The 16,783-nt window shown below is 73.4% G+C and carries 12 protein-coding genes; 9 read left to right on the plus strand and 3 right to left on the minus strand.

The genetic code is table 11. The features are described from left to right. Positions 1 to 5 precede the first annotated feature (5 nt). From ACF09J_RS16770 to ACF09J_RS16780, 3 genes are all read left to right on the plus strand, one after another. Positions 6 to 473 (plus strand): PH domain-containing protein, encoded by a 468-nt coding sequence (locus tag ACF09J_RS16770; protein WP_392306149.1) that lies wholly within the window; start codon positions 6 to 8, stop codon positions 471 to 473. Between the two features lie 224 nt (positions 474 to 697). Continuing rightward, positions 698 to 2,044 (plus strand): hemolysin family protein, encoded by a 1,347-nt coding sequence (locus tag ACF09J_RS16775; protein ID WP_392306150.1) that lies wholly within the window; start codon positions 698 to 700, stop codon positions 2,042 to 2,044. Then, the gene (locus ACF09J_RS16780; protein WP_392306151.1) at positions 2,041 to 3,111 is read left to right on the plus strand and encodes a hemolysin family protein; all 1,071 of its coding nucleotides are present in this window, start codon (positions 2,041 to 2,043) and stop codon (positions 3,109 to 3,111) included. The genes ACF09J_RS16775 and ACF09J_RS16780 overlap by 4 nt, the downstream gene beginning before the upstream one ends. Positions 3,112 to 3,209: 98 nt before the next feature. On the opposite strand, the gene ACF09J_RS16785 is transcribed toward ACF09J_RS16780, so the two are convergent. Beyond that, a complete protein-coding gene (locus ACF09J_RS16785; RefSeq protein WP_392306152.1) occupies positions 3,210 to 3,986 on the minus strand; it encodes a hypothetical protein in 777 nt (258 codons plus the stop codon). 215 nt (positions 3,987 to 4,201) lie between these two features. Between ACF09J_RS16785 and ACF09J_RS16790 the strand changes: the two genes are divergently transcribed. The 4 genes from ACF09J_RS16790 to ACF09J_RS16805 are packed head-to-tail and all read left to right on the plus strand — an operon-like array spanning position 4,202 to position 11,233. Next, positions 4,202 to 5,539 carry a B12-binding domain-containing radical SAM protein gene (locus tag ACF09J_RS16790; RefSeq protein ID WP_392306153.1) on the plus strand — a complete coding sequence of 446 codons (1,338 nt, stop codon included), beginning with the start codon at positions 4,202 to 4,204 and terminating at the stop codon, positions 5,537 to 5,539. Beyond that, positions 5,536 to 6,651 carry a hypothetical protein gene (locus tag ACF09J_RS16795; protein ID WP_392306154.1) on the plus strand — a complete coding sequence of 372 codons (1,116 nt, stop codon included), beginning with the start codon at positions 5,536 to 5,538 and terminating at the stop codon, positions 6,649 to 6,651. Before ACF09J_RS16790 ends, ACF09J_RS16795 begins: the two co-directional genes overlap by 4 nt. Before the next feature lie 48 nt (positions 6,652 to 6,699). After that, positions 6,700 to 7,500: an SIR2 family protein gene (locus ACF09J_RS16800; protein ID WP_392306155.1), complete on the plus strand. Its 801-nt coding sequence runs from the start codon at positions 6,700 to 6,702 to the stop codon at positions 7,498 to 7,500. Beyond that, positions 7,493 to 11,233, plus strand: a complete 3,741-nt coding sequence (locus ACF09J_RS16805) for a pentapeptide repeat-containing protein (RefSeq protein WP_392306156.1) — start codon at positions 7,493 to 7,495, stop codon at positions 11,231 to 11,233. Before ACF09J_RS16800 ends, ACF09J_RS16805 begins: the two co-directional genes overlap by 8 nt. A 50-nt stretch (positions 11,234 to 11,283) precedes the next feature. Here ACF09J_RS16805 and ACF09J_RS16810 read toward each other — a convergent pair whose 3' ends face one another. Further along, positions 11,284 to 13,149, minus strand: a complete 1,866-nt coding sequence (locus ACF09J_RS16810) for an AAA family ATPase (RefSeq protein WP_392306157.1) — start codon at positions 13,147 to 13,149, stop codon at positions 11,284 to 11,286. A 430-nt stretch (positions 13,150 to 13,579) separates the two neighbouring features. Further along, complete coding sequence (locus ACF09J_RS16815) at positions 13,580 to 14,200, minus strand: uridine kinase (protein WP_392306208.1); 621 nt, start codon at positions 14,198 to 14,200, stop codon at positions 13,580 to 13,582. 268 nt (positions 14,201 to 14,468) lie between these two features. On the opposite strand from ACF09J_RS16815, the gene ACF09J_RS16820 reads away from it, so the two are divergent. Next, positions 14,469 to 15,845 (plus strand): peptidase C39 family protein, encoded by a 1,377-nt coding sequence (locus ACF09J_RS16820; protein ID WP_392306158.1) that lies wholly within the window; start codon positions 14,469 to 14,471, stop codon positions 15,843 to 15,845. Positions 15,846 to 16,042: 197 nt separating this feature from the next. After that, positions 16,043 to 16,663, plus strand: a complete 621-nt coding sequence (locus ACF09J_RS16825) for a TetR/AcrR family transcriptional regulator (protein WP_392306159.1) — start codon at positions 16,043 to 16,045, stop codon at positions 16,661 to 16,663. Positions 16,664 to 16,783 lie beyond the last annotated feature (120 nt).

Below are 16,783 nucleotides of genomic sequence, written 5' to 3' on the forward strand. Positions count from 1 at the left end.
CGGAGATGTCCGAGATACCCGTACTTCCCGTCACCTTCCGTCCGGGCCGCACCCGGGCCGTCCTGCTCACCGCGGGAGCCGTCATATTCGTGGTGATCACGACCGTGGGGCTGCTCCTTGAGCAGCTCAGCCCCGGCGAACGGGTGAGTTTCGCCTTCACCGGCGCGCTCCTGGCCGGGGTCCTCGTCCTGCTCGCCCGGCCGAAGGTCGTCGCCGACGACTCGGGCGTCACCGTCGTCAACATCGCCGGCCGCCGCCGTCTGGAGTGGGCGGAGATAATCCAGGTCAACCTGCGCCCGGGTGATCCGTGGGTGTTCCTGAACCTCAGCGACGGCACCAGCCTGGCCGCCCTGGGCATACAGCCGGGCATAGCGAAGCAGCAGGCCATCGCCGACGCGCGCGCCCTGCGCGCGCTCGTCGAAGCCCGTTCGCTCGCGGGCCCCGAGCGGTCCGGCGACGAACGTCATAGCTGACTCGGGACGTCCACCCTGACGCATCGGCCGGTGTCTTGATTAATCTGGTTGCGGACGCGTTTTCGCTGCGCCTCCGCCCCTGGGTTCCACGACCGGTGCCAGGGGCTCCTGCTACCCGAGGAGTGACTCCCTCCGGCGATGGACGGATCGTCCTGCAGTACCTGCGCCGCCCCCTGCCGACATAGCGCGGACATGTTCCGCGCGAACGCGGAGGCGGCGGCATCATGACCATCCCCTTGCTGCTCCTAGGAGCGGCGTTCCTGCTCATTCTCGCCAACGGCTTCTTCGTCGCGGCCGAGTTCGGCCTGGTCACGGTCGAGCGCCCGGACGCCGAGAAGGCCGCCGAGGAGGGCGACAGACGGGCCCTCAGGGTCGTCGAGTCCCTCAGGGAGCTGTCCTTCCAGCTCTCCGGCACCCAGCTCGGCATCACCATCACCTCCCTGGTCGTCGGCATGCTCGCCGAACCGGCGCTGGCCGGGCTGCTGCGCGGCCCGTTCGCGGCCGCCGGTGTTCCCGGCGGAGCCGTCTCCGGGGTCGCCGTCGTCGTCGGCATGCTGCTGGCCTCGGCGGTCCAGATGGTGATCGGCGAGCTCGTACCCAAGAACTGGGCGGTCTCCCGGCCCCTCCAGGTGGCGCGCTTCGTGGCCGGCCCCCAGCACCTCTTCTCGCGCCTGTTCCACCCGGTGATCGCCGCGCTCAACACAGTCGCCAACCGGCTGGTGCGCGCCCTGGGCGTCGAACCCACGGAGGAGCTGGCCTCCGCCCGCACCCCCGGCGAGCTGGTCTCCCTGGCCCGCCACTCGGCCCTGGCCGGCGCCCTCGAACAGGACACCGCGGACCTCTTCGTGCGCACCCTGTCCCTGGGCGACCTGACCGCACAGCACGTCATGACCCCGCGGGTGAAGGTCAGCGCGCTCCAGACCTCGGCGACCGCCGAGGACGTGGTCAACCTCACCCGCGCCACCGGCCTGTCCCGCTTCCCCGTCTACCACGAGAAGATCGACGAGGTCGTCGGCATGGTCCACCTCAAGGACGCCCTCGCGGTGCCGTCCGACGAGTGGCTGCACACCCCGGTGGGCCGGATCGCCCGCCCGGCGCTGCTGGTCCCCGAGACCCTGCCGGTGCAGCCGCTGCTCGCCCAGCTCCGCAACGAGCAGCCGATAGCGGTCGTCGTCGACGAGTACGGCGGCACCGCGGGCGTCGTCACCCTGGAGGACATCGTGGAGGAGCTCGTCGGCGAGGTCCGCGACGAGCACGACGCCACGGACGTGCCGGAACTCGCGCCGGCCCCGCCCGAGGACGGCAGCCCCGCCTGGGACGTCGACGGCGGCTGCCGTGTCGACCTGCTCCGGCGGATCGGCCTGGACGCGCCCGAGGGCCCGTACGAGACCGTCGCCGGACTGGTCGCCGACCTGCTCGGCCGTATCCCGGCCCCCGGCGACCGCGCCGAGCTGCCGGGCTGGCGGCTGGCCGTGCGCCAGGTCGGGCACTACCGCGCGGAGCGGGTCCGGCTGGTGCGCACCGTCACCGCGGCGGACCCGGTCCCGGCCGTGGCGGAGGCCGCCCGATGAGCGTGATCCAACTGCTGTTCGCCGCGCTGCTGGTCCTCGCCAACGGCTTCTTCGTCGGCGCCGAGTTCGCCCTCGTCTCCGTCCGCCGCAGCCAGATCGAACCGCTCGGCACGGCCAGGGCCCGGCAGGTGCTGCACGGCCTGGAGCGGCTGCCGCAGATGATGGCCGCCGCCCAGTTCGGCATCACCGTCTGCTCGCTGACCCTGGGCGCCGTCGCCGAACCCACGGTGGCCCGCCTGCTGGAGCCGGTGTTCGCATGGCTCCGGCTGCCGAGCGGCGTGGTCCACCCGCTTGGCTACGTCATCGCGCTTGCGGCCGTGGTCTTCTTCCACCTCGTCATCGGCGAGATGGTGCCGAAGAATCTTGCCATGGCCGCGCCGGAGAAGGCCGCGCTGTGGCTGGGCCCCGGTCTGGTCGCCTTCGCCCGGCTGTGCCGGCCGATCACGGTGGCGCTCGGCGCCTGCGCCAAGGGTGTCCTGCGGCTCTTCCGGGTCGAGCCCAAGGACGAGGTCGAGGCCGCCTTCACCAGCGTGCAGCTGGGCCGATTGGTCGAGGACTCCCGCCAGGCGGGGCTCCTGGACCCCGAGGAGCAGGAGCGCCTGGAGGACGCCCTGGAGCTGGGCTCGCGCCCGGTGACGGACGTCCTGCTTGCGCCCGAGGCACTGGTCACGGTCGGCCCGTCGGTCACCTCGGCCGAGATCGTCGCGCTCACCGCCCGCACCGGCTACTCCCGCTTCCCGGTCGCCGCGGGCGGCGGCGCCTTCCTGGGCTATCTGCACGTCAAGGACGTGCTCGACCTGGAGGACGCCGACGGTCCCGTGCCCCAGCGGGCCTGGCGCCCGATGGCCACGCTGAGGGCCGATCTGCCGCTCGACGACGCCCTGACGGTGATGCGCCGGGCCGCCACCCATCTGGCCCAGGTGGCCGACACCACCGGGCGGGTGCTCGGCCTGGTCGCCCTGGAGGACGTACTGGAACTCCTGGTCGGCGAGGTCACCGACCCGGCCCACCGCGCCCAGACGCTCACGTCCCCCCGCCCCACCCCCCGGCAGGCCCTCACAGCCTGACACCCGCACGGGCGCCGGCCCACCCGCTGCACGGGGTGGGCCGGTTTCGGCCTCAGGAGAGGGCGGACCGGTGCGCCGAGTGCTGCTCGCACGGCTCGTCACCCGGGGCCCGGGCCGGGAGCCGGGGCAGGACCCGTACCCGGGCCCGGGTCCGGGGGCCGGGACTGGTGCCAGAGGTGTTCGTACTGGTGGAGCCAGTAGCGGTGCCACTTCTCGTGGGCGCGGCGGGTGAGGCGCAGGTGCATCCGGCTGGTGACGGCCTCGTTGCGGACGCCGTGCAGTTCCAGGACCAGCCAGCCGTCCCGCTCGCCCGGGTCGACGGCCACCAGGCTGAAGCCGGGGTTGTAGGGGAGCACCCGGTACTCGAAGGTGCCGGTGCGCGGCCAGGAGTCCATGGTGGCGAGTTGCCGCAGCACCGTGTCGAGCGAGGGCCGCAGCCGCTGGAGCGGAGCCTCCAGACTGTCGTCGAGCTGGTGCTCGGCGACCGCGACGGCGTCCGTGGCCGCCGGATCCAGCACGACCACCCGCACCGAACCCTCCGGCCGGCTCAGCACGTGGTGCCGCAGCGCCTGGGACACGTGCGGCGTCAGGAAGTTGATCCCGCTGGGTGCGAACAGCCAGACCGCACGGGCCGTTTCCAGCCGCTTGGCGAGCGGCGGCGAGGCTTCCTGGAGTTCGATCCGGTCCCCCAGCAGCTCGTCCCCGGACGGGACCCGGGTCTCCAGCGCCGACCGGTACACCAGCAGGGCCACCGCCGCGAGCAGCGCCGCCCACCGCAGGTCCACCGGCACGATGTCGCCGATGACCGACAGCACGGCGAACACGGCGGCCAGCGCCGCGGCCACATAGACCTCGACATTGCGCAGATGCCTCATCCGTGCCGATGTTCCCGCATGGCGGGATCAGCCGCAACTGCCCTGTGCACGGTATGTGTTGGAGAGTGCGCACCGCTGCCCCCGCCCTCGCCGGTGTGGCAGGGTTCGCTACACGGCGCGCGCGGCGCACATGGTCCGGCCGGCGCGGCGGCTCTCCGCACCCCGTACCTCCGTACCGTCCGGGAACACCCGCGCGACCCGCCAGGAGGCCGGCCATGCTGATCCGGATCGTCTCAGCACCCTGTGTGAGCGCCTATCTCAACCTCGACTACCACTTCGTGGAGCTTGGTGAGGTCGCCGCCCATCTGCGTGACCGGGCCGGACACGAGGTCCGCGTCATCGACGGCGTCCTGCCCGAGGTCACCTGGGACACGATCGTCGGGGAGGCGCTGCAGGCCAACGGACTCGTCGTCCTGCACGTCACCCTGGACAACACCCTGGAGACGGCCCGTACCGTCCGGCTGCTGCGCCAGCTCTCGCCCGGCACCCGGATCGCTCTGTACGGGCGGGGCGCCTACCATCTGCGCCGGCAGTTCCAGCGCACCGACGCCGACTGGATCGTCCTGGAGCAGGACTGGGAGCCGGCGCTCGCCGAGATCGCCGCCCAGGTGGCCGCCGGCGCCGAGCCGGGACCCGTGCCCGGCACCCTGACCCGGACGGCCGGCACCTGGACCCGCGGCCCGGCCGGCATCCACCTGGCCGGCGACTGGGAGCTGCCCGCACTGGACCTGCTGCCCGTCGCCGGGTACGCGCGGCTGCCCGCGGACGAGTCGTACCCGGGCCGCGAACCCGAACGGGAGCTGGCGGTCGGCGTGTCACGCGGCTGCGACAGCTACTGCGGCTACTGCCCGATCCCCGACGTGATGGGCCGCCACGAGTACTTCCGTACGGGTCTCGACACCCTGGCCGGCTATCTGCGCGCGGCCCGCGAGAACCACGGATACACCGCCGTCTCGCTGTTCGGGGCCAACTTCACCGCCCACCGCGACTACGTCCACGACTTCTGCGCCCGTGTCGGCGCCCCGCGCACCGGGGTCACCTGGAAGTGCGTCACCTCGCACGCCGAGCTCGACCCGCCGCTGCTGGGCGCGATGGCCGCGGCCGGCTGCACCCGGGTGGCCGTCGGTGTGGAGTCGCTGCTCCCGGACGGCCGGAACCGCTACTCCGGGCGCGTCGGCGCCGAGCGGCTGGCCGACCTGGGCGCCTGGTGCGCGGCCGAGGGCATCCTGCTGATCTGCTTCGTCATGGTGGGACTGCCCGGCCAGACCCGCCAGGAGGTCGCCCTGACCCTGGACACCGTGCGCGCGGCCGGCGCCGTACCCCGCCCGATGACGTACGTCGACTACCGCCGGGTCGCCGCGGCCGAGGACTTCGCCGAGGTGTTCTGGGCCAACCGCAAGACGGTGAGTGAGCCGTTCGGCCGCGGCATCCTCTCCATGCGGGACACCGCCCTGGCCGTGCACGCCTGGGAAGGCTGGCTCGACACGGTGGGCCGGGACGCGGGCCGGCCCTCGGGCGAGCCCGCCGCGGCGCCCCGCCGGCCGGCCCCGTGAGCGTCCCGCCGGCCCCCGGCCTGGCCTCCACCGGGCCCGGCGGCGCGCCCTGGCCGGTCACCACCTGGTACGGCGCGGTGGAGACCGAGTTCACCGCGGTCTTCGTCCAGGACCTGTGGAGCACCCCGCTGCGTACCGCCGCCGCGCACTGGCTCGGCCCGGCCGCCGTGCACTACGTCGAGACGATGCCCGGCCGCAAGTACCGCGCCGTACTGCCCTGGCTGACCCTCGCCCGCCCCGGCCGGCCGGTCCACCGCTGTCTGATGCCGGAGTTGCTGTTCGCGGTCTTCTACTGCCTCGACGACCTGCTCGACCGCAAACGCGTGCGCTACGGCACCGCCACGGCCTACGCGGCCCACGGACGCAGCGAGTTGACCCGCACCCTGGACGCCGCCCGGCGGGGCCTGCCGCGCTCGGGACCGCTCGCCGGGCTGCCCGGCGACCTGTGGGAGGAGTGCGTGACCGGGATGGCCGACGGCCAGTCGCAGCGGCACGCGCTGACCCACGGCACCTTCTCCTGGGAGCGCTACACCGAGGCGGCCCGGCGGCGTACCGCCTTCGTCGGGAGCGCCTGGGCCGACGTCCTGACCGCCGGCGGCGACCCCCGCGCGGCGGCCTTCGTCACCACCGCCTACCCCTGGTGCGCCGAGGCCGGCCAGTTGCGCAACGACCTGCGCAACACCACCGCAAGGGAGAGCCGTGACGGCGGACTGCGCCACTCCGACCTCGGTGACGGCAGGTTGACCGCGGTCTCGGGACTGCTGTGGCGGCGCGCCGACCCCGCCGACCGGCAGTGGCTCGCCACCCGGGTGTGGGGCCGCGGCCCGCTCGGCGCCGAGGCACTCGTCCGGGTGGACCGGATGCTGGAGCACTATGCCGTGCGCTCCCATGTCGTCCTGGCCGCAGGCCGGTTGACCCGCAGGATCCGGGCGGCCCTCGGTGCGATCGAGGACCCGCGGGTGCGTGCCGTGTGGGACGCTTGGCTCACCCGGCAACTGGAGGTCGGGGTCCTGCACGGCTACGGCCACGGCCGGGGCGACGCCTCCGTCTCCCGCTTCCGCGCCGCCGTCGCGGAGCTGCGCGGCCCCGCCGGGCGGACGGACACCGGGTGATCGACGGACGTACGACGCACGACGAACGAACGGGGACGGTGGACGCGGATGACAGCAGCCGACGGAGTGTTCGGACACCTCGCGACCCGGGCCGCGGAGGGCCGCCTGGCCGTCCTCGTGGGCGCCGGGCTGTCCATGGGCGCCGGATATCCCGGCTGGGGCCGGCTCTTCGCCCCGCTCGGGCAGGCGCTGGGCCCCGCGGCGGGCGGCACCCAGCTGCCCGACGACCTGCCCGCCCTTGCCGAGGCGTACGAGGCGGAGTACGGCCGCAACAGCCTCGTCTCCCATCTGCGCCGCGAACTGCGCCGCTCCCTCGCCTACACCGACGCGCACCGGGCCCTGGCCGCCACCGGCCTCAAAGAGATCCTCACCACCAACTACGACGTCCTGCTTGAGGAGGCCCTGAGCGCCGTCGCGGGCCCGGTCGACGTCGTCGTACGGGACTCCGACCTCGCCTACACCGCGCCCGCCCGCACCCGGCTGGTCAAGATGTGCGGCGATGTGCTCAACCCGGAGACACTGACCGTCACCCGCCGGGACTTCGCGGTCTACGGCGCGGTCAAGCCCCGGCTCGCCGAGTACGTCCGCGGCCTGCTGGAGACCCATGAACTGCTGGTGCTCGGCGCCGGACCGTCCGACCCGGAGTTCAACATGCTCTGGGACCTGGCGACCGCCGGGCTCGGTGAGCACAAACCCGTCGGCTGGGTGCTCACCGCCGACGTCTCGCCCCTGCAACAGCGGGTCGCGCTCACCAGGGGGCTGCGCACCCTGCCGCTCGACGTGACGGAGGACGGTGTCACCCGGGCCCTGGCCCGCTGGCTGGACGGACTGAGCGCCGCGCATGCCTGACACCCCGCCCGAGTTCGACCCGCACCTCGTCGTCGAACTGGCCCGGGCCTGGGCAACCGGCTCCCTGGCCGTGGTCCTGGGCCCCGAGTTCGACCGCGAGACGGACGACACCGTCCGCACGGCGCTGCTCGCCGAACTCGGCCGCGCCGACGAGCCCTCGCCCCCTCCACCGGACCGGCTCACCGAGGAGTACCTGACCCGCTTCGGCCGCGCCGCCCTGATCAGCCTGCTGCGCACCGCGGGACGCCCGGCGGCGCCCGGTGAGACGACGCCCGCGCGGCCACCCTCGCCCTCCGCGGCGCTCCATGAGTGGCTCGCCGCCCGCCCGCCGGCCTGCCTCCTGGTCACCTCGCTGTTCCCGACGGCCGAAGACGCCTACCGCCGCTTCCGGCGCCCCTTCCACGTCGTCAAGACCGAGACGGCGATCGCCTTCTGGGACACCGCACAGCCCCAGATCGTCCATCTCTTCGGCTGTCTGGACGCCCCGCAGGACGCCCTGGTCAGCGAACGGGAGCGGCGGGCCGCCCGCTTTCTGCGCCCCCTGCTCACCGCACGCCTGGCCGACCTGCCCGCCTCGCACACCCTGGTCCTCGTCGGCTTCGCCCCGCACGACCCGGTCCTCGAAGAGCTCCTGGCACCCGCCCTGCACTCGCTCGGCGTCCACTGGCGCGGCGCCGTCGTGGTGCTGCCCGAGGCCGACGACGGGGTGCGCGCCGCCTACGGCCGGCGGCAGATCAAGGTCGTCGCCACCGGCGGCGTCCCCACCGCCGCCTATACCCGGGACCTGCTCGACCTGGTCCGCGGCACGGCGGAACGGCAGGGCACCGAGGAACTGCGCGGGGAGTCACCGGCCATAAGGGAGTGCGAGGAGCAACTCGGCGTCCTCGGCTGGAGCGCACGGCACTCGGTACGGCTGAGCGACCGCGCCGTGGAGTCCGTCTTCGGGCACCCCACCGAACCCGGGCCGCTCACCGCGCACATCGTGGAGGGCGAGCTGTCGGGCGGCGATGTGCGCCGGCTCGCCGAACGCGTCGGCGGGCACGGCCGGGGCATGGCCGTCACCGAGACCAGGGTCTCCAACACCGCCCGCCGGCTCGCCGCCGCAGACGACCGGCTCGAACTGCACACGCGCCAGTCCCTGCTGGAGCGCGTCCTCGGCGTCGAACCGTATCTGCGCTGGATCCTCGACGAGTACGAGAGCGGAACCCAGCGCGGCGCCTATGTGGACCTCCAGTGCCAGCGCCCGCTGTCCGACGCGGTGGCCCCGGTGCGCGGCGACGCCTACTGGCTCGACGACTACGTCGACTCCTGGCTGCGCGAGCGCTCGCACAGCCAGCTCACCCTGCTCGGCGAACCCGGCAGCGGCAAGTCCTGGTACTGCCGGCACCTCGCCTACGCCCTGGCCCGCCGCTGCCTGGACGACCCCAACCGCGGACGCGTCCCCGTGCTCGCCCTCCTGTCGGAGATGCCCGCCACCGGCTCGCTGGAGGACTTCCTGATCGCGCAGATGCGCGGCAAGGGCGCCGAACTCCTCGGTGGCACACGGTCCTTCCGGTACGCCAACGACACCGGCCGGCTGGTCGTGATCCTCGACGGGCTCGACGAACTGCGCTGGCAGGTCACTCCCGAGCGCGCCCGGCGCACCCTGGCCGAACTCGCCGATCTGGTGGGCCCCCGGAGCAAGATCCTGCTGGCGAGCAGGCCCGGCTACTTCGAACAGGACCGCTCCGCCCTGCGCCTCGGCGGCGCCCCGGGCGCACCGTCGTCCGCGACCGCGTCCGAGGACACCGCCGGCGTCCCCGGACTCCGGCTGCCGGACGGGTCCACCTTCGAGGTGATCCGGCTCGCCGACCTCGGCTACGAACAGCGCGTCCAGGCCCTGGCGCGGCGGCTCGGCACCCGGGCGGAACCGGTGCGGCGGCTGATCGACGCCAGCAGCGCGCTGACCGATCTGGCCCGGCTGCCCGGTCTGCTCGACCTGATGTCCGTGGTGCTGGCCGTGCCCGGGCGCGAGGCCCCGACGACCGCCTCGGAACTGTTCGAGGAGTACGTCACCGTCCTGCTCGGCGGTGCCGAACGCGTCGCCGTCGACGGCGCGGCGGTCCGCGCCGACATCGACCGGCTCGCGGCGCTCGCAGGCCGGATGCGCAGCCGGGCCACCCATGCCCTGCCGCTGCCCGAGGCCCGCGGCGTCCTCGGCGTGCCGGAACCCGCCTCCGCCACGACGGCCGGGCCGCTGAGCGCCGACCCCCGCTGGGAGGCCTTCCTACGGGTGGCCGCCGACGGCACCGTGCGCTTCCGGCTCAAGACCATGCGCGAGTTCCTCACCGCACGCGGTCTGTGCACGGCGCTGCGCGCGGGGGACCTCGCCCCGCTGGACGAACGGCTGCTGCTGCCCGAGCCGATCGGCTATCTGGCCGAGCAACTGGCCTCCGCAGGACTGTCGCCGCTCGACTGGCTGCCCCCGGGCGGGCCGGCGCCGGCCGTCCGCGAGCCCGCCGCCGGTCCTGTGGGGTCCCTGGTCGGCGGCCGGCTGCCCGCGAACTGCCTCTCACTGGCCAACCGCATGGGCGTCTCCCTGGCCGGCCGCTCGCTGCGCGGACTCGATCTGCGCGGCGCCGACCTCCAGGGCGCCCGGCTGGCCGGCGCCGATCTGCGTGACTGCGATCTGCGCTCGGTGCTGCTCCAGGGTGCCGTGGTGACCGGCGCCGACCTGCGGGGCGCCCGGCTGCACGGCGCGATGCTGCACGAGACCCAGGTGGTCTCCGCGGTGGGCATGCTGCCCGACGACGGCGCGGTCGTGGCCGGCACGGCCGAGGGCCTGGTGCAGGTCCTCGACCGGGCCCGGCTGGACACCCTGGAGACGATGCGCTGCCCGGGTGTCTTCCGCAATATGGCCCTGATGTCCCACGGCCGCTATGTGGTCGCGGCCGCCCTCGACGGCGGCGTGTACCTGGCGGACCGGGAGAACGGGCAGGCGTTCCTGGAGATCGCCCACCACGGCGCCCCCACCACCTCCGCCGTCGCGGTCGGGGACACCCGGATCGCCTCGGGCGGCACCGACGGCTCCGTGAAGCTGTGGACCCTCGACGGCGACGAGGTCTGGCGGACGCGGGTCTCCTCCGGCTATGTGCGCTCCCTCGCCCTTGACCCCGACGCCGGCCTGATGTTCGCCGGCTCCTCCGCCGGGACCGCGACCGTCCTGGACGCCGCCACCGGCCGGCCCGTCGGGCAGTGGGTGCCGCACCCGGACGCCGGGGTGTACTGCCTGTGCGCGCTGCCGGGCACGGGCCTGGTGGCCAGCGGCAGCGACGACCGCAGGATCCGGCTCTTCGCCCAGGACGACGGCAGCCACGCCGCCGACCTCGCCGTACTGGGGGACACGGTGCTCGGCCTCGTGTACGACGCGGGCACGGGGGTGCTCTACTGCGGCTGCCGGGACGGCACGCTCAGCTCCTGGGACCTGGGGCACCGGGAGCGGAACTGGTCCGTGGGCGGGGGACAGGCCGTGCTCTCCGTGGCGCTGCACACCAAGTCCGGGGTGGTGGCGACGGCCGGTGCGGACGGCTGGGTACGGCTGTTCGACAGCGGTTCGGGGGAGTCGCTGGGCGAGCGTCTGGTCGGCCGCCGCTCCGAACCGGACTGGCACGGCGTGGACCTGCGGGGCACCACGGGCTGGCACCGGGAGTGGCTGCGCTTCATGGGCGAACGCGGCGCGATCCTCGACGACTGACCGCCCCCTCCGGCTCCGGGTGACCGCCCCTCGGCTCCGGGATCCGTCCGTCACACCCCCGACGGGTCCTGGGGCCCCCGGCCCGACAGGACCTCGCCGTACGCCTGCATCAGGTCCGGCAGGCGCAGGGTCGACAGGTCGTCCCGCGTCGGTGTGGACGGGTACGTCGACAGCCTGAGGTCCCGGTAGGCGCAGCTCTTCTCGTACAGGGTCCGCAGGAACCGCCCGTTGCCGAGCTCGTCGATCCAGCCCTGGTCGACCACGTGCCCGGCGATCGAGTGCAGCTCGTCGCGGGCCTCGTCGTCCCACATGTCGCCGTTCTCCGCCGCGAGCACCTTGCCGATCTCGGTGAGTTCCGCGGGCCGGTACGACGGGAAGTCCACCCGCGTGGTGAAGCGCGACGACAGCCCGGGGTTGGCGGCCAGCAGGCGGTCCATGCCCTCGGGATAGCCGGCCAGGATCACCACCAGGTGGTCGCGGTTGTCCTCGGCCCGCTTGAGCAGCACCTGAAGGGCCTCGTCCCCGTACGCGTCGCCCTTGCCGTAGCCGGAATTGGACAGCGAGTAGGCCTCGTCGACGAAGAGCACGCCGCCGATCGCGGAGTCGATCAGCTCGTTGGCCTTGACGGCGGTCTGCCCCAGGTACTCGCCGACCAGGTCGGCCCGCTGCGCCTCCACCAGGTGGTCGCCCCCGAGCAGGCCGAGCGCGTAGAAGACACGGCCGAGGATGCGGGCCACGGTGGTCTTGCCGGTGCCCGACGGGCCGGAGAAGACGAAGTGGCGCTTGGGCGGCTGCACGGGCAGCCCCTGCCCGGCCCGCAGCCGCGCCATGTTCAACTGCGCCGACAGGGCCTTGACCTGCCGTTTCACCGGCTCCAGGCCCACCATGCGCTCGAGTTCGGCGAGTGCCTCCTCCAGTAAAGCGGGGTCGGTCGGCCCGGTGGGCAGCGGCGGGTCGGCGGCCGGTGTGCGCCGGCGCACCGACGGATCGGCCACCGACGGCAGCGGACCGGTCACCGGCAGATCGGTCCCGGACAGCTTCAGGTCCCGGCCCTCGGCGCCGAAGAGCGGGTCCAGCAGATCCGGACCGTCCATGAGGTCCTGTCCGAGGCCGGTGAGGGTGATCGCGGCGAGACCGGCCGTGTCCTCGTAGCCGTCGCCCTCGGCGATCGCCGCGAGCCGTGCCGAGGTGTCCATGAAGGCCGGATCGACCCGGTGCACCGCCCGGTACAGGGGGAGCGCCGCGGCGCTGCGGCCGGTGCCCTCGTGCGCCCGTGCAAGCCAGTACCTGAGTTCCTTGCGCTGCGGCTGCTCGCTGCGGCAGCGCATCAGCGCGGCCGACAGCAGCGGCTCGGCCTGCCCGTACATCTCCAGGCGCACCCGGGCCATGCCGCCGAACAGTCCCGCCTCGATGCCGAGCAGCGGATCGTCGAGCAGCGGGTCGGTGTGCCGGACGAGCTGCTCCCAGTCCTTGACGAGGTAGGCGCGGCAGGCGTGCAGGAAGCGGACCTGGGCGTCGGCGTCCACCGGCGGCAGTCCGGCGAGGGCGCGGTCCAGCTCGGGGACGTGCCGGCCGTCCAGCCAGTGCGAGGCGTGCGCGAGCAGCAGGTCGCGCGGACTCTCCAGCACCGGCTGCACCCACCAGCCCAGCCAGTACCAGGAGTTGAGGGTGCGGCGGTGCCGGGCGCGCTGTTCGCCGAAGCGTTCGCGGTGCCGGAACATCCTCAGCAGCGCGGTGGTCGTGTCGACGCGCAGCGCGTGCAGGCCGAGCCAGCCGTCGGCCATCGCGGGGTCCAGCCGCACCGCGGCCCGGAACTCCTCCTCCGCCTGCGGATAGGCGCCCATGGTGTAGGCGTCCACGCCTCGCAGCCACGCGAGGTCGGCCGGGGCCTTCGGGCCCTGCGTGCCGAAGTCCATCACGTCCCCCACAAACCGTGCCCCCGAAGGTTCGCCGCCAGGCATCCACCTGACGGCTTCCTGTGGTCGAACCGCTGTACCGCGGACCGGAGTTGCAGGTGCGCGAAGCAGTCGTTCGAAGTTCGCACCGAGGGCATGGTACCCGTGGGGCCGCCGCGCGCCGAAGGGTGCCGCACGCGCCGTTCGGCGAGGCGGGGGCGGACGGGACGCACCCGGCGTGGTGACCGAGTGTGAGCAAATGACGTCACGCAGCGTCCGGAGAACGCGAAAAGGGCAGAACGAAGCCCCCGATCACGGGGGAACAACCGGGGGCTTCGTGTCTGCGGGCGGTACGCGATGACCGCTCATTGAGAACGTAAGACCTGTACGGCCCCCGGGTCAAGCGGAGTTGAGGGACTCGGGAAAGTTGGCGACAACGGTCTTCACAAGTTCAGCACATTGCCGACGGCCCGTCACCGTGGGTGACGAACAGGTCCGGTCCAACGGTCCCGGCAGGCCCCGGAAGCACCGCGTACCCCTCTGGTGACTGCCGTACCAGAAGATCCGCGAACGGCCGCGAGGGGTCCTCGGCGAAGTGCCGCCGCTCCGCCCCGACCCACCCGGACCAGAACTCCCGCTGCGCCTCCCCGTCCCGCGACCGGCCTCGCGCCCAGGACTCCTCGCACGGCAGATCCATCCACAGCAGGTGGGCCAGATACGGGCGCAGCGCCCGCCGTCCGGCGCCCACGCCCTCGACCAGGATCACGGGCGCAGGCGGCAGCGCCCGCGCGGCCCGGAACCGCCGCGCCCGCCAGTCGTAGGGGGCGTAGCGTGCCGTCGCCCCCCGCCTGAGCGGCTCGACGACCTCCCTCAGCAGCCGCCCCTCCCAGTCGAAGAGCCCCTCGTGGCTCGCGACGTCGTCCAGGTGCAGTACGGGCGCGCCCCCCAGCGCCGTGGCCAACTTCCCCGTGAACGTGGACTTCCCGGACCCCGCGTGCCCGTCGACACCGATCAGCCGCACGGTCCCGCAGGACGGCGGCGCATCACGGAGGAAGGCGGCGAGGGCGCGGATGGCGATTCCCGGAGTACGAGGAGGGCGACGGCGTGTTCTCGGTGGTCATTCTAGTGACCGCTCCCCGCCCCACCGGTGGCCGCGATGGCCGGCGCGCGCGGCCGGCTGCCCGGCGGGGAGGGGACTCCGCGCAGGTCATGCCAGTGGTGGAGACCAATATTGGTGGGCGTGGCGTATGTCGAAGTGCTGGCAGGAGCCGGACGGCGCGGCCATAGTGGGCGCAGCCACGGGCCCGCCCCGACGTCGGACACCTGGGGGTCATCCACCCATGAGCAGAGCCGAACAGCCGTCCCGCAGATCCGTCCTGGCCGTCGCGGTCGCCGCGGCGGCGATGGCGGGTGGTGCGGCCCCGGTGGCCGCCGCCGCCACGGCCGCCCCCGCCGCCGGCGCCAAGGGCGCCGGAGCCGCCCCGGCCCGCCCGGTCGACCACCACTCCTGGACCACGTACACCGACTGGCGCGCGGGCACGGCCCGCGGCACCCGCGCCGTCGCGGGCGCCCGGCCCGGACTGGAGATCGAGAGGCCCGCCGGCACCTCCGACTACACCGACCCCCACACCGGCACGACCGCGACCTGGGAGTACGCCACCTGGACCAGCCCGGCGCACCGGCTGTCCGTGCCGGCCACGGAGGCGGTCGCCTCCTGGAACGCGCACACCCCGGCCGGCACCTGGATCCAGGTCGAGCTGCGGGGCACGTACTCCGACGGCACGGACACCCCCTGGTACGTGATGGGCCGCTGGGCGGCCGGCGACCAGGACATCAAACGGACCTCCGTCGACGGCCAGAGCGACGGCCGCAGCACGATCTGGACGGACACCTTCTCCCTGGACGACCCGGCCTCCGGTCTGCGTCTCGTCTCCTACCGGCTGCGGCTCACCCTCCACCGCAGGCCCGGCACCCGGCTCACGCCGACGGTCTGGCGGATCGGCGCCATGGGCTCCGACATCCCCGACCGCTTCACCGTCCCGGCCTCCGTGCCCGGTCTGGCCAAGGAGCTGATCGTCCCGCGCTACTCGCAGTCGATCCACTCCGGCCAGTACCCCGAGTACGACAACGGCGGCGAGGCCTGGTGCAGCCCGACCTCCTCGCAGATGATCATCGAGTACTGGGGCGGACGGCTCACCCCCGGTCAACTGTCCTGGGTCGACCCGTCCTACGCCGACCCGCAGGTGTGCAACGCGGCCCGCTACACGTACGACCACCAGTACCAGGGCTGCGGCAACTGGCCGTTCAACGCCGCCTACGCCGCCACCTTCAAGGACCTGCAAGGGGTGGTGACCCGGCTGGGCTCGCTCACCGACCTGGAGACGCTGATCGCGGCCGGCATCCCGGCCATAACCTCCCAGTCCTTCCTCAACACCGAGCTGACCGGGGCCGGTTACGGCACCAACGGCCACCTCATGACCGTCATCGGCTTCACCGCCGACGGCGACGTCATCGCCAACGACCCGGCCTCGCCGAACGATTCGGCGGTACGGCGCGTGTATCGCCGCCGGGAGTTCGAGAACATCTGGCTCAGGACCAAGCGCTACAACGCCTCCGGCAAGGTCGCCTCCGGCTCCGGCGGCATCTGCTACCTGTACTTCCCGGCCCGTCTCACCGGCCCTCAGCGCAAGGCGCTCGCCGCCGTGGGCGTGAGCTGACCGAAAGCGCGCGCGTACGAGGGCCCCGGGCGACCGGGGCCTTCCGGCGCCCTGCCTCCACGCCCGGCCGGCCTGCCATACTGCGGTGGTCCGACCGCCAGTTGGAGGCCAGGGTCGAATTGAACATCAGGCAACCGCGTGAGACCGCCCTCCCGCACGCTCTCGACTCCGTTCGGGCGGGGAGGCCCCCCGGCCGGGTGCGCGGCACCGAGCGCTCCGCGGGTCGTCGCACCGAACTCCTCGCCATCGGGCGGAGGTTGTTCGCCGACACCTCCTACGACGCCCTCTCGATGGACGACATCGCCCGGCAGGCCCATGTGGCCAAGGGACTGATCTACTACTACTTCCGGTCCAAACGCGGCTACTACCTGGCGATCATCGAGGACTCCGTCGCCGACCTGGTCACCTTCGCGGCACGCGGCCTGGACATGCCCGCCGTGGACCGGGTGCACCGCACCATCGACGGCTACCTGCACTACGCGGAGCACAACCAGGCCGCCTACCGCACCATCGTCAGCGGCGGCGTCGGCTTCGACACCGAGGTGCACGCCATCCGGGACGGCGTGCGCGAGGCCATCGTCGCGACCATCGCGGAGGGCGCCTACGGCCGCACCGCCATCGCCCCGGTGGCCCGTATGGGGCTGCTCGCCTGGGTGTGCAGTGTCGAGGGCGCCACCCTGGACTGGATCGGCCGGCCCGGACTCTCCCGGGACACCATGCGCGACCTGCTGGTGAAGACCCTCGGCGGCACGCTGCGCGCCATCGAGGAGATCGACCCGACCCACCCGGCCCCCGCACCGGCCCGCCGCGACGGCTGAGAAAAGCCGAGAAGGCTGAGGAGCAAGGGACGAGAAGAAAACGGGGCGGAGGGGGACTCGCCCTCCGCCCCGCGTCCAGAACGCGGCGCTAGTGCCGCGACAGGCAACGTTTGCCCCGTC

The sequence above is a fragment of the Streptomyces sp. NPDC014889 genome (assembly GCF_043081205.1).
Taxonomy (GTDB): domain Bacteria; phylum Actinomycetota; class Actinomycetes; order Streptomycetales; family Streptomycetaceae; genus Streptomyces.